A 13656-nucleotide genomic window follows, 5' to 3' on the forward strand; every position below is an offset into this window, starting at 1 on the left:
GTTGCATGGAGCCCCGCGATGCGGTGGCCCGGGCGGCGCCTCTGTTCCGTGGGGCCTTGCAGACAGGTTGTGCGTGTGCAAATGATCTGTCCAGTGATTCAGGCGCCGGTCGGTGTGGAAAGCAGCCACAGTCCCAGCGCCGTATAAATCACCATCACCGTGGTGACCGGAAGATGCGAAAGCACCTTTTCCGGCCCTGAAGGCGTTTTTGCATCCAGAACCGAGGTCAGCAGCACGGCGAGCACATGCGCGCCGAGGATCGCCGCGATCTGCACCGCCCAGACCAGCGTCACCCCGGTGCGGTCGGCGAGGAAGCCGAAACGCTCCCAATGCTGCGGCAGGCCGAGCAGTGCCCAGCCGCGGTCGAGCGGATCGTTCAGGGCCGAGAGCGCGTATTGGCCCTGCGTCAGCAGCGCGACGAGGTAATGCGCGCTATGATAGCCCGCGGCGATCGGCAGGAAGGACAGCAACACCGGCCCGGCAAGGCCGCGATGGCCGAGCGCGCGGCCAAGTCCCACCGCCAGCGCGACCGAGCCGGCACAGGCGGCCCACATCGCCGCGAGTCCCGCGGTGTTCTGCCATTGCACCGCCGAGCGGCCGGGGAATTCCAGCGGGTTGATCCCGATCCGGGCGAGCCACCAGAAGGTCTCGGACAGGCCGTCGAAGCTGACGCCGGCCAGCACCAGCGTCACGAAGGCGGCGGCGGACAGCGGCAGCGCGGACATCGCGGTGATCTGCGTGCCGGGCGGACCCGCGCGCCAGGTCGCCCCCTCGCGCCAGACCGGCGCGACCTTCGAGACGAGGGCGAAGTAGAGGCTCAGCGCCTCGCCGCGGTCGGGCCAGTCCTCGCCCTCGGCAACGCTCAGGGCGAGGATCACGAGGGCATAGGCGAGGACGACACGGGCGAGGCCGGCGGGATCGGCGGGGGCAAGCGAGACGATCTCGAGCCAGGCGAAGCCGAAATAGCCGATGACCGCCGGCCAGTGGCCAAGGCGCGAGATCCCCACCCTGCCCTGCCAGCCGATCAGCCGGCGCAGGGCGCGCGCCGGGCCGTACCAAGGCTGCCAGGGGCGCCAGAGGTCGCCGAAGACCAGCGAGGCCAGTGTCAGCCCGACCCAGACCAGCACCCAGAGCGTCATCGGCAGCAGATTCGCGAAGGGGTCGCGGCTGCCCAGAAAGCCCACGGCGATCAGCAGCGCCCAACCTGCGGCGGCGATCCAGCTGGTGGCGGCGCGGGGCAGAAGCCGCAGGCTGCCAAGGTGTCGGGCCGCAAGGCGCGGCAGGCGGACGAGCGCCAGCAGGCCGGTCAGCGCCACCACCAGACCCGCGCCGAGGATCGACCAGCCGGTCGGCAGGGTCTGGATCACCATCCGTTCCGCGGCATGGGCGAAGGCCGCGCCGGGGATCAGCGCGACAAGAAGCGCGAGGCCTGCCCTCACCGAAGGCCGTCCTGCCCCTTCACGTCCCAGGCCTCGAGCCCGCCCATCCGGCTGTGGATGCGCCCGCCCTTCGCCATGACCAGCGCGAAGACGATCTCGTCGGCACGGGGGCCGTCGGGCAGGCTGACGGTCATCGCGTCGAAATGGCTGCGGACATAGGCGGCGTTGATATGGCCGAGCGGCACGTCGAGGCTGGCGCCCATCGCCCCGAGCTTCATCGCCGAGGGCACGATGGCGCGGCTTTCGCCCAGATGCTCGCGCATCGAATAGCCGCCGGGTACGTGCCAGAGCGCGCCATGCTCGATCTCGCCGCCCGCGCCGACGATCGCGCCCTTGCCGTAGCCGTCGATGCCCTCGCGCCCGCCCAGGGCCGCGATCAGGCGTTCGGACATCATCAGGCCCAGGGGCTTCAGTTCGTCCATCGCCGGCTGCAGATCGGCGTGGTAGCCGCCGGCGAAGGGGTTCTTCACCTGCGCGAGGATCGCGGCGCGCAGCCGCGGCGTGGCGGGCGCCGGGCCGCCGTCATGGCGGATCTCCTCGACAAGCGTGGTGATCTTGCGGATCTCGAAACGCGACATGGCCGGCCTCTCCCTGGTTGGTCGCGGGCAGTGACAGCGGGCAGCGGCCGGCGACCTCGGCGGCACCCTGAAGGAAAAGCGCCGCACCTTCAATGCGGTGACAGGCGACAAGGCCGTCCGCGAAGGCGCGCCCCCGGGCCAGCGCCCGGGCGCGATCCGCGGGCGACAGCGGCCCCACCGCGACCGTCACCGGGCGCGCGCCCAGATCGCTGTCGGCCTTCACCTCGCAGGCCGGGCGGCGGGTGACGGCGGGATGGCCGGGCAGGTCCACGGCATTGGCGATCATCGTCGCCGCCGCATCGGCGCGGGCGGCTGTGGCGGCCAGCACCGTCACCGCATCGGCGATGCCCAGCGACTGGCTGCGCCCGCCCCGGCCCGAGGTGGCAATGCCGCGCACCGGGTCCGCGGCGCGGACCGTCACGCGGTCCGGCAGGCCCGGGCGCGCCGCGATGGCCGCGGTCAGGCTTTCCCCCGGCGCAAGATGCAGCGCGATGTCGCCGCCGTTGTTTGCATAGCCCTTCGCGATGGCGCCGCCTGCCACAGCCGCGGCCAGCAGGTGGTCGGCCACCGCGCCAGCGACCGCGGCCATCGGCGTGACGAAGGCCGGGCGATAGGGCGCGACCGCCGCCGCCATGGCGTGCGCGACCGGATGGGTCAGCGGCCCCGGATCGGCGCTGCGCAGGGCGGGCAGTTCGGCCACCAGCGCCTCGAGCAGCCCCTCGAGCGCCTGCGTGGCGCGGGCCCGCCCCTCGGCCACGGCGGCGGGGGCCCCCCAGAGTTCAAGGATCACGTCGATCGGCCCGTGGTTCAGGTGCAGCCGTCGCCCGTCGGGCAGAAGCCGCACGGCGGGGCCCATCAGCCGCGGTCCGCGGGGTCGCGCTCGATCCGCGCGGCGGTGGGGTATTCACCGCCCTCGGCCATCACCTCGGACAGGGTGCGGATCGCGGCCTCGTGCCCGCCCATCGCCAGATAGGCCGCACGCGGCAGGGTGAATTCCAAGGGCGCGACCATCGCCGGTGTCGGCACCGAGCCGAAGGCGCCCTCGGGCAGGGACGTCACGTCGACCATGAAGGTGATGCCGCCGCCGGGCCAGACGAAGACCTCGGCCCCGCCCGAGGTCAGCCGCGTCTCGCGCCCCTGCACCGAGCGCGTCAGCCGCACCGGGTTGCGCACCACGCCCGCGCGCAGGCTGCCCCCCGCCCCGCCGACGAAGAGCACGGTGCAGAGCGAGGGCTCGCAATTCTCGGCGATGACCTCGACCGCCTGCACCAGCGCCGCGGGCAAGGACGCGGGCTGCGGCACGAGGTCCGTGTCGAGTTCGTAATAGCCCCAGTCCTCGCCGGTGGTCGACACCATCAGCAGCCGCAGCCCCGGCCGCGCGCCCTTGCGCGCATTCCACGGCCCGAGGATCTGCAGCGGGTCCGAGATCTGCGTGCCGCCCCAGCCCAGCCCCGGCTCCGAGACGCGGAAGTAGCGCCCCGGCGTCGAGCGGTGGCCGAGGATCTTGATCCCGGTGTCAGGCCAGCCGATCACCTTGCCGGCCTGATGCTCGCTGACCACGCCGGTGATGTGGTCGTCGACCACCACCACCTCGTCGACCAGCCCCTGCCACTCGGCGGCGAACATCCCGATCGTGGCCGAGCCGCAGCCGACGCGCATCCGCCGCTCGGTCACGCCGTCGACGATCGGCGCGCGGCCCGCCTGCACCACCACGGTCGAGCCGCCGTCGATGGTCAGCTCGACCGCCTCGCGGTTGCACAGCGCCAGAAGGGCTGCACAGGTCGCGCGACCCTCGGCCTTGGAATGGCCGGTCAGGTGCGAGACGCCGCCCAGCGACAGCATCTGGCTGCCGTATTCGGCGGTGGTGACATGGCCCACGACCTCGCCCGCGGCGCGCACGGCCGCGCCCTCGGCGCCGAGGTGGCGGTCGGTGTCGATCTTCACCTTGACCCCGCAGTAGGAGAAGATCGCCTCGGTCACCACGGTGACCATGTCCGCGCCCTCGACCTCGGCCGAGACGATGAAGGGCGCGGGCTTGAAGTCGGGATAGGTGGTGCCCGAGCCGATGCCGGTGACGACTGTGTCGGCGGGGACCATGCCGTCGCGCCATTCGGCCCCGGCGAACGGCACGATCCGCGCGCCGCCCTCCAGCGCCTTGGACAGCATCACCACCGGGTCGGTGCGCACGATGCGGCCGCCGGCGTTGGCATAGCGGTCGCAGGCGCCGGTCTGGCCGGGGGCGATGTAGCACATCACCGGGCAGGCGTCGCAGCGCAGCTTCTCGGCCCGCGCCTCGGCGCGGCTGGCGGGGGCGTCGGGCAGATCCTCGGGGGTCATCGGCGCGCCTCCTCGGCCTTGCGGATCGCGGCCAGCACGCGGTGGGGCAGCGCCGGAACGCGGGTGATCTCGGCCCCGGTGGCATGGGTGATCGCGTTCAGGATCGCGGGCGCGGTCGGGATCAGCACATGCTCGCCAAGGCCCCGCGCGCCGAAGGGCCCCTCGGGGTCCGGCACCTCGACCAGCAACGAGGTGACCTCGGGCATGTCGCCGGTGGTGGGGATCAGGTAGTCGTGCAGGTTCTCTGTCCGGCCCGGCAGGTATTCCTCCATCAGCGCGAGGCCGAGGCCCTGCGCGATGCCGCCCTCGATCTGCCCCTCGGCCAGAAGCGGGTTGATGACCCGGCCGAGGTCATGGGCGGCGGTCATGTGCAGCACTTTCACGGTGCCAAGGCGGATGTCGACCGCGACCTCTGCCATCTGCGCGCCGTAGCCGTAGACGGCGTAGGGGATGCCCTGACCGTTCGCGTCGAGCGGCGCGGTCGGCGGGTCATAGCTTTCCTCGGCGCTCAGCGCATAGCCGCGGGCATCGGACGGCAGCGCGGCAAGGTCGATCCGGTGCTCGGTCTGGCCGGTCACGACCAGCGCGGCACCGTCGAGCCGCAGCTCTGCCGCGCCGTTCACGCCGGCCGCGCGCAGGATCTCGGCCCGCAGCGCCGCGCCCGCGGCCTGCGCGGCCCGGCCCGAGACGAAGGTCTGGCGCGAGGCCGAGGTCTTGCCCGCATCCGGCGTCAGCGCGGTGTCCGGCCCGATCAGGTCGAAGGCGGCCAGCGGCAGGCCCAGCGCATCGGCGCAGATCTGCGCGATCACCGTGTTCGAGCCCTGCCCGATGTCGGTCGCGCCCTGATGCAGCACCACCCGGCCCGCGGGGGTGATCCCCACGCGGATCGTCGAGGGGTTCGGCAGCGAGGTGTTGCCGCAGCCATACCAGCACGAGGCGACACCGACGCCCCGGCGCAGCGGGCTGCCCGTGGCCTCGGCCTCGGCATTGGCCGCGGCGGCCCGTTGCAGCGCGCGGTCCCAATGGGGGGCGAGCGCGGTGAGACACTCTTGGATGCCCGGCGCGGCAAGACGCTGGCCGGTGGCGGTCAGGTCGCCCGGCACATAAGCGTTCCGCAGCCGGAACTGCAGCCGGTCGATCCCGGTCGCGGCGGCAAGGCGGTCATAGAGCAACTCCTGCGCGATCGCGGATTGCGGCACGCCGAAGCCGCGGAAGGCCCCGGCCGAGGGGCCGTTGGTATGGATGGCGCGGGCGCGGGCAAGGACCGCGGGCGTGCGATAGGGGCCGGTCGCATGCACCGGCACCCGGTTCGCCACCGTCGGGCCCCAGCTGGCATAGACGCCGGTGTCGAAGATCCCGTCGAAGTCGAGCGCGGTGATCCGGCCCTGCGCATCGCAGCCGATCCGCACCGAAATCCGCGCCGGGTGGCGCTTGGTGGTCGAGGTCATCGACTCCCACCGCGTGTAGGTCATCCGCGTCGACCGGCCCGTGGCCAGCGTCACCAGACCCAGATAGGGCTGCAGCGAGACGTCGAGCTTCGAGCCGAAGCCGCCGCCCACCGCCGAGGGGATGATCCGCACCCGCGCTTTCGGCAGACCGAGGATCTTCGCGGTCTCTTCCTGATCCATCACCGGGGCCTGCGTGCAGGCGCGGATCACCAGCGTCTCGCCCTCCATCCAGGCGCTGCCGGCCTCGGGCTCGATATAGGCATGTTCGACGAAGGCGGTCTCGAACCGCGCCTCGGCGACATGGGCCGAGGCCGCGAGTGCCGCCGCGGCATCGCCGCGCTTCACGAAGCCCTGCGTCAGGTGGTTGCCGGGACGGTCGGTATGGACCAGCGCCGCGCCCTCGGTCGCCGCGGCCTCGGGGTCGAGTTCGTGCGGCAGCACCTCCCATGCCACCGGGAAGGCCGAGACGTCAGGCTCGATGCCCGGCTCGAAGGCCACCAGCGCCACCGCCTCGCCGCGCAGCCGCGCGGTGCCCTCGGCCAGCGCCGGCTGGTCGGCGAAGGCCGGGATCACGCCGAAACGATTCACGCCCGGAATGTCGGCGGCGGTCCAGACCCCGGCGACGCCGGGGCGCGCGGCGAAGCCCGCGAGGTCGCCGAAGGTGAAGCGGGCGTGGAAATGCGGAGAGCGGACCGCAACCAGCAGCAGGGCGCCCTCGGGGGAATCGTCCGCGCCGAAGCTGTCGGTGCCGGTGACCTTCGGCGTGCCGTCCAGCCGCCGGACCCGCGCGCCGACCGCGGTGCCGGGCGCGGGTGCCGTCTCAGGCATGTCGTCGCGATGCGCGTCGCAGACGGCGGCGATGATCTTGGCATAGCCCGTGCAGCGGCACAGGACGCCGCCCAGCGCCGCCTCGGCCTCGGCCCGGCTCGGGCGCGGGGTGGCGGCGAGCAGCGCCGAGGCCGCCATCAGCATCCCGGGCGTGCAGATCCCGCATTGCGCGGCCCCATGGCGCAGGAAGCTTGCCTGCAGGCGCGACAGGCCGCCATCCTCGGCCAGACCTTCAACGGTGGTGATCCGGGCGCCCGTCACCTGTCCCGCCGCGGTCAGGCAGGCGCAGACCGGCGCGCCGTCGACCAGCACCGTGCAGGCCCCGCAATCGCCAGCGTCGCAGCCGACCTTGGTGCCGGTCAGGCCCAGATCCTCGCGCAGCACCTCGGACAGGCGACGGCGCGGATCGCCCGTCACGGGACGCGCCGTGCCGTTCACTGTCAGCATCGGCACCGGAGGCGTGGGGCGGTTCATAGCGCGGGCTCCGGGCGGGCGGCGGCGAGGGCGGCAGAGAGGGCGCGGGCGACCAATTCGGCGGCGGCCTCGCGGCGGTAGGCGGCGGTGGCGCGGATGTCGTCGAGCGGCGAAAGCGCCGCGGTCACCAGCGCCGGATCGAAGCGCGGCCCCGCCTGCCCCTGCCCCACCAGTGCGGCCTCTACAGCAGGCAGCCGGCAGGCGGTGGCCGAGCAGGCGCCGACGGCGACGGCGGCACGGGCGATGCGGTCGCCCTCGATCACCACCCGCACCGCGACCATCGCGATCGAGATCACCAGATGCGCCCGCGCGCCCAGCTTGAGGAAGGCCGAGCGGCCCTGCAGCCCCTCGGCCGGGATCAGGACCGCGGTCAGCAGTTCGCCTGCGGCCAGCGCCGTGCGGCGCGGGCCCAGCAAGAAGGCGGCCAGCGGCAGGCGGCGGGTGCCGGCGGTCGAGGCAAGCTCGACCTCTGCCCCGGCGGCAAGCAGCGGCGGCACGCCATCCGCGGCGGGCGAGGCATTGCAGAGGTTGCCGCCGATCGTGCCCCGCGCCTGCACCTGACGCCCGCCCACCTCGCGCGCGGCCGCACGCAGCATGTCGAGCGCGGGCGGCAGGTCCGCCGCGGCCAGCGTCGCCCAGGGCGTCGCAGCGCCGATGCGCAGGCCATCGGGCATGGTCGAGACACCGCACAGAGCCGGGATCGCCGTCAGGTCCAGCACCGGGCCGTCAAGCCGCGCCGCCCGCGTCGCCGCGTAAAGGTCGGTGCCCCCCGCCAGCGGCCGCCACCCGCCCGCAGCCATCAGCGCGAGCGCGGCGTCAAGACGGTCAGGCCTGGCGAAAAGCTCGGTCATCGACACGACACCCCGGGAGGACAGGAGAGACGGCGCAGATCGTATGCGCACAAACATCCTGCGCCCCGGCTTCGGCGCCTGTCAACGTTCTTGCGCGATGGCGCGCGCTGACGCTAAATGTAGCGGTGATGAACGATGATCCGCGTTACATTTTGGACGAGCAGGTGGGGTTCGTGTTGCGGCGCGTGACGCAGCGCCACCTCGCGATATTCTCGGCCGCGATCCCCGAGCTGACGACCACCCAGTTCACGACCTTGGCCAAGCTGCACGAGCTGGGGCCTTTGTCGCAGAACCATCTGGGCCGGGTGACGGCGATGGATGGGGCGACGATCAAGGGCGTGGTGGACCGGCTGACCCGGCAGGGGCTCGTGCAGACCTCGCCCGATCCCGACGACCGCCGGCGGCTGACGGTCTCGCTGACCGATGCCGGGCGGATGAGCTACGAGCTGGCCGAACCCCGCGCCGCACAGGTGACCGAGGCGACCCTGGACCCGCTGACGGAACGCGAGCGGGCCCAGCTGATGACGCTTCTGCTGAAGCTGGTCTGAGCTTCAGCGCTTTTCCGAGACCGAGAATGCCGTCCCCCAGGGATCGACCAGCGTCGCGCCGACGAGGCGACGGGCCTCTGCAGGCTCGGCCAGCAGCGCGACCTCGGCCAGACCGGTCAGGCCTGCCTGCCGGCTGCCCGCGCCGCGGGTCTGCCAGATGTTGGTCGCGAGGTGGTGGTGATAGCCGCCCCAGCCCCAGAAATTCGCGCCAGGATAGCGGGTAGTGAGGTCAAGACCCAGGGTCTTGCCGAAGAAGCCCTCGGTCTTCGCCAGGTCGCCGACCTTCAGATGGACATGGCCCACCACCAGTTCCTCGGGCGCACCGGCCCAAGGGCCGCGGGCCTGCGCCAGCAGGTCCGGGATGTCCAGCGGCTCGGTCGCCATCGCGATCCCGTCGGGGCCATGCGGCCAGTCGGCACGGGGACGGTCGACATAGACCTCGATCCCGTTGCCCTCGGGGTCGGCCAGATAGATCGCCTCGCTGACGAGGTGGTCCGAGGCGCCCTGCACCGGGATCTGCCGTTCCGCGATGCGGTTCAGCCATTCGGCAAGGTCGCGGCGCGAGGGCATCAGGAAGGCGGTGTGGAACAGCCCCGCCTCGCCACGCGGCGCGATGCGGGCGGCGCCGTCGCGGCGCAACTCGACCAGCGTACGGCCGCCGGCACCAAGCCGCGCGGTGGCGCCGTCAGAGGCGAGCGGGTCGAGGCCGATCACGTCGCGGTAATAGGCGGCGACGGCGTCGAGATCGCGCACGGTCAGCACGACATGGCCGACCTCGACGGGGGCGGTGGAGGTGTTCAGCGGGTGCGCGGCGGCAAGGGTTGCGGTCATGGGAGCGGGTCCGGGGTTCAAGCTTCGTTGTCCCCAAGATGACGGTTCGGTCCCCGTCGCATAACCCCTACATTTGCCGGAACACCTCTTCCGATCCGGAAGGGATCAGGGCGCCTGCATCCGCCAATCGGGCGGCGGCGTCCGGAAGGCCTCGACCAGATGGTCGATCAGGCGGCGCAGGCGTGCCGGCAGATGGCGGCCGGCGGGATAAAGGGCATGCAGCAGGATCGGCTCGACATCCCAGTCGGCCAGCAGCGGCACCAGCGCCCCGGATTGCACCAGCGGGCCGAGCACGAAATCGGGCCCGCGCGCCAGGCCCGCGCCGCGCAGCGCCGCCTGCGCCACCGCCTCGGCCGAGGAGAACTGCAGCCGCCCGCTGACCGGCACCCCGGCCTCGCGCCCGGTCGCGGGATCGCGGAACACCCAGGCGCCGGGATTGGCGAAGTTTCCGTCAAGGATGCAATCATGCTGGATCAGATCCGCTGGCGTCTCGGGCCGCCCGCGGGCCGCCAGATAGGCCGGCGCCCCCACGACGCCGACCCGGACCGGGCACAGCCGTCGCGCGATCAGGCCCGAATCCCGCGGCGCGCCGATGCGCACCGCCAGATCGAACCCCTCGTCGACCAGCGCCGCGAGCCGGTCCGAGAAATCGACCTGCAGGCGGATCGCCGGGAAGCGGGCCGAGAACTCGGTCAGCACCGGCGCCAGCACCGCGGTGCCAAAGCTGATCGGCACGGTCAGGCGCAAAAGCCCGCCGGGCTCGGCCGCGGCGTCGCGGATCTCGTGGTCGATCGCCTCGATCTCTTCGAGGACGCGACGCATCCGCTCGAAATACTCCTGCCCCGCCAGCGTCGGCGACAGTGCGCGGGTCGAGCGGGTGATGAGCTGCACGCCCAGATCCTCTTCCAGCCGCGCCACAAGCTTCGAGGCCTGACCAGAGCTGACGCCGAGCCGGCGCGCGGCGGCCGAGAAGCTGCCAAGCTCCATCACCGTCACGAACATCCGGTCCGAGGCGAGCCGGTCCATCGCGCTCAGCCCAGCGGGATCACGTCGACGCCGTGGTGGCTGGCCTGCCGCCCGGCGGTGCGCAGCACGCCCTTCACCGGCGAGACGTCGTGATAGTCGCGCCCGACCGCCACAAGGATGTGGTCGCCGGCGACCAGCAGGTCGTTCGTCGGGTCGAATTCCACCCAGCCGAGGTCGGGCCCGCACCAGGCGCGGACCCAGGCATGCATCGCATCGGCGCCCGCCAGACGCTCCTGCCCCGGCGGCGGCAGGGTGCGCAGATAGCCCGAGACATAGGCCGCGGGGATGCCGACCCCTCGCAGGCAGGCGATCATGATGTGGCTGAAATCCTGACAGACGCCGTGGCGGGCGGTGAAGGCCTCCATCGGGTCGGTATCGACCGTGGTGGCAGAGGCGTCGAAGCGCATGTCCTCGTAAAGCGCGCGGCCGATCGCCTCGACCGCCGCCAGCACCGTCATCTGCGGGGTGACGAGATCGCGGGCGAAGGCGGTCATCGTGGCGGTCGGGCGCACGCGCTCGGACGGGCCGAGGAAGTGGTGCGGCGCCTCGGGGCCGAGGTCGGGCCAGGCCCGGATCGCGGCGGCGAGGCCCGAGAGCGGCGGCGAGAGGTCAAGCTCGGGCGGGCGGGCAAGCCGTTCGACGCGGGCCTGCACCTTGAAGCGCGCCTCGCGCCCCGTGCCGCGCCAGGCGATCTCGGTCACCGCGTTGCCGAAGAAGTCGACCCGGTCGATGCGTTCATCCGACAGGGGCTGGGCGGTCAGCGTGCCCGCGATCAGCCGCTGCACGCCGGGGATCGAGGCCGGCAGCAGCCGCAGCACGGTCCGGCCCAGCGCCGAGGGCTGCTGGTAGGTGTAATCGATGCTGGCGGCGATGTCGTAGAGCATGGCCCCTCATACCCCGGCCGGGGGGGCGGACGCTACTGGAAGTAGGTCTCGGCGATCAGGCCCGAAAGATCGGCGGTGGCGCCGCGCAGCGCGCGCAGGCGTTCGGTCGTCATCTCGTCCGGGCCGAGCACGGCGATGCCGGTGTGCAGCTCGAGCAGCCGGCGCGGCAGCCGCGGCATCAGGCCCAGCGTTTCGGACCCCGGAAGCTCGGCCACCTGCGCCTTCATCTCGGAGAACTGGAACAGGACCGAACGCGGGTTGCGCGCATCGAGCGCCAGCAGGTCGATGACGGTCGAACGGCTGGTGGCCACGGTGTAGCGCCGCCGATGGGTCATCACGCTGTCGCCGACCTCGACCGCGAGGTCGAGCGCGCCTTCGGGCCCGCCGGGATCGGCGAAGGTCGACAGAAGCCAGGCCATCGAGTTGGCACGTTCCAGCGCCCGGCCGATGGTCAGGAAGCGCCAGCCGGTGAAGCGGTACATGTTCTCGTGGACAAGGCCCGAAAAGCCGCCGATCTGGCGCAGGAAGCCCGACAGCTCGCGCACCGCGTCGTCGCCGGTCAGGTCGCGCCCGCGCATCCGCGCCGCGGCCTCGGCCAGATCGCCCAGCGCGAAATAGCCGTCGGTCGAGAAGCGGTCGCGCACCTTGTTGGCGCAGCCCCGGGCGGCGGCGACGCGTTCGGCCAGCCGGTCGGCGAAGGGTTGGCCGGGGTCGAAGCCCTGCCCCTTCAGATGCTCGGACAGGCGGCGCATCAGCGGGCGGTCGGTGCTGCCCGGCTCTGCGATGCGCAGGTGCCAGGCGCGCAGCAGGCGCACCGCGGTTTCCACCCGCTCGACATAGCGGCCAAGCCAATAGAGGTTGTCGGCCGCGCGCGACGGCAGCACGCCCATGCCCGAGCGCACGAAGACCTCGGGCTGCGGGATGTTGGTGTCGGGGGCGACGGGACGGTCCGAGACCACCCAGACATCGGCCACGGCGCCGCCGCGCTGCATGGCGATGGCCGAGGCCTCGCGGGTCTTGCCGATCCGGGCATAGCCGCCGGGCATCACCTGCCAGCCTTCGGGCGTGCGCACCGCGAAGGCGCGCAGCAGCATCGGCATCGGCGCCAGATGCCCGTCGACCCAGGCCGGGGTGGTCGAAAGCGTCACCGCCTCTTGCCCCACCAGTTCCGCGCCCTGTTCCTCGATCCAGGGCCGCGGCGCCTTGCGGGCGACCTCCTCGCTGGGATCGGTCTCGAACGGCAGGCGGTTGGTCAGGGCCCGGCCGACCAGCAGCCGGTCGGTGTTTTCCAGGACGAAGTCGCGCTCGGTCTTCTGGCCGCACCACCAGGTGGCGATGTTGGGCATCTTCAGCGGCTCGCCCATCAGCACCTCGCAGATGCGCGGCAGGAAGGCGAGGAAGGCGCGGCTTTCGATCAGGCCCGAGCCCAGCGCGTTGACGACCGAGACATGGCCCGCCCGCACCGCCCCCACGAGGCCCGGGGTGCCGATGCGCGAGGCGCCGTTGAGTTCCAGCGGGTCGGCGAAACGCGCGTCGAGCCGGCGCCAGAGCACGTCGATGGGTTTGAGCCCCGCGACGGTGCGCACCATCACCTGCCCGTCCTGCACCGCCAGATCCTCGCCTTCCAGAAGCAGGAAGCCGAGGTAGCGGGCGATGTAGGTGTGTTCGTAATAGGTGTCGTTCATCGGGCCGGGGGTCAGGATCCCTACCCGGGTGGCGTCGTTGCGGCGCAGGCCGTTCAGCGAATCGCGGAAAGCGCGGAAGAAGGCGGCCAGGCGTTCGACATTCGCGGTGGCGAAGAAGTCCGAGAAGACGCGGCCCGTCGCCATGCGGTTTTCCAGCGCGAAGCCCGCGCCCGAGGGCGCCTGCGTCCGGTCGCCCATCACGAACCACGACCCGTCCGGCGAGCGGCCGATGTCGAAGGCGACGATGTTCAGGAAATGGCCACCGTGCGGGCGCACGCCCACCAGCGGGCGCAGCCATTCGGGGTTCTGCGCCACAAGCTGCGGCGGCAGGTGGCCGTCGCTGACCAGCGAGGCCGGGCCGTAGAGGTCGGCAATGACCTTTTCCAGCAGCTCGGCGCGCTGGGCGAGCCCCGCGGCGATGCCGTTCCATTCCTTTTCGTGAACGATCACCGGCACATGGCTCAGCGGCCAGGCGCGCTCGGCACTGTCGGCCTCGGAATACAGCCGGTAGAAGACGCCCGCGTCGCGCAGGTACTGGTCGCCGCGGGCGAAGCGGCTGGCAACCACGTCCTTGGGCAGCCGCGCGAGATGCTGCACGAAGGGCTTCCAGACCGGGCGGATCTGGCCCGCGCCGTCCAGCAGTTCGTCCGCCGCCCCCGGCAGCCGTTCATACCCTTCGAGAAGGGACAGGACGGGGTCCTTGTAGGGGGCGGCGCGTGTCATTCTG

At 72.2% G+C, this 13656-nt stretch carries 11 protein-coding genes; 1 reads left to right on the plus strand and 10 read right to left on the minus strand.

Going from position 1 to position 13656, the window contains the following annotated elements; all coding sequences use genetic code 11:
- Positions 1-98 precede the first annotated feature (98 nt).
- Genes V8J36_RS00115 through V8J36_RS00140 form a run of 6 tightly spaced genes read right to left on the minus strand, consistent with a single transcriptional unit; the run spans position 99 to position 7955 of the window.
- Positions 99-1439 (minus strand): hypothetical protein, encoded by a 1341-nt coding sequence (locus V8J36_RS00115; RefSeq protein ID WP_336465217.1) that lies wholly within the window; start codon positions 1437-1439, stop codon positions 99-101.
- Positions 1436-2017: an amino acid synthesis family protein gene (locus tag V8J36_RS00120; protein WP_336465218.1), complete on the minus strand. Its 582-nt coding sequence runs from the start codon at positions 2015-2017 to the stop codon at positions 1436-1438. Before V8J36_RS00120 ends, V8J36_RS00115 begins: the two co-directional genes overlap by 4 nt.
- Positions 1962-2873 carry a UPF0280 family protein gene (locus V8J36_RS00125; protein ID WP_336465219.1) on the minus strand — a complete coding sequence of 304 codons (912 nt, stop codon included), beginning with the start codon at positions 2871-2873 and terminating at the stop codon, positions 1962-1964. The genes V8J36_RS00120 and V8J36_RS00125 overlap by 56 nt, the downstream gene beginning before the upstream one ends.
- Positions 2873-4354, minus strand: a complete 1482-nt coding sequence (locus V8J36_RS00130; RefSeq protein WP_336465220.1) for a 6-hydroxynicotinate reductase — start codon at positions 4352-4354, stop codon at positions 2873-2875. Before V8J36_RS00130 ends, V8J36_RS00125 begins: the two co-directional genes overlap by 1 nt.
- Positions 4351-7104 carry a molybdopterin-dependent oxidoreductase gene (locus tag V8J36_RS00135; protein WP_336465221.1) on the minus strand — a complete coding sequence of 918 codons (2754 nt, stop codon included), beginning with the start codon at positions 7102-7104 and terminating at the stop codon, positions 4351-4353. The genes V8J36_RS00130 and V8J36_RS00135 overlap by 4 nt, the downstream gene beginning before the upstream one ends.
- Positions 7101-7955 (minus strand): FAD binding domain-containing protein, encoded by an 855-nt coding sequence (locus tag V8J36_RS00140; RefSeq protein WP_336465222.1) that lies wholly within the window; start codon positions 7953-7955, stop codon positions 7101-7103. Before V8J36_RS00140 ends, V8J36_RS00135 begins: the two co-directional genes overlap by 4 nt.
- Positions 7956-8083: 128 nt before the next feature.
- Here V8J36_RS00140 and V8J36_RS00145 point away from each other — a divergent pair, with 128 nt between their 5' ends.
- Positions 8084-8503, plus strand: coding sequence for a MarR family winged helix-turn-helix transcriptional regulator (locus V8J36_RS00145; protein ID WP_336465223.1), 420 nt, complete (start codon positions 8084-8086; stop codon positions 8501-8503).
- 3 nt (positions 8504-8506) lie between these two features.
- Here V8J36_RS00145 and V8J36_RS00150 read toward each other — a convergent pair whose 3' ends face one another.
- The 4 genes from V8J36_RS00150 to V8J36_RS00165 all read right to left on the minus strand — a co-directional run bounded on the left by V8J36_RS00150 (position 8507) and on the right by V8J36_RS00165 (position 13652).
- Positions 8507-9334, minus strand: coding sequence for a VOC family protein (locus V8J36_RS00150; RefSeq protein WP_336465224.1), 828 nt, complete (start codon positions 9332-9334; stop codon positions 8507-8509).
- A 105-nt stretch (positions 9335-9439) separates the two neighbouring features.
- Positions 9440-10360, minus strand: a complete 921-nt coding sequence (locus V8J36_RS00155) for a LysR family transcriptional regulator (RefSeq protein WP_336465225.1) — start codon at positions 10358-10360, stop codon at positions 9440-9442.
- Positions 10361-10365: 5 nt separating this feature from the next.
- Entirely contained in the window at positions 10366-11244 is an 879-nt protein-coding gene (locus V8J36_RS00160; RefSeq protein ID WP_336465226.1) for a transglutaminase family protein, read from the minus strand.
- 32 nt (positions 11245-11276) lie between these two features.
- A complete protein-coding gene (locus tag V8J36_RS00165) occupies positions 11277-13652 on the minus strand; it encodes a circularly permuted type 2 ATP-grasp protein (protein WP_336465227.1) in 2376 nt (791 codons plus the stop codon).
- Positions 13653-13656: the final 4 nt, after the last annotated feature.

The organism is Frigidibacter sp. MR17.14 (genome assembly GCF_037095735.1).
Classification (GTDB): domain Bacteria; phylum Pseudomonadota; class Alphaproteobacteria; order Rhodobacterales; family Rhodobacteraceae; genus Frigidibacter.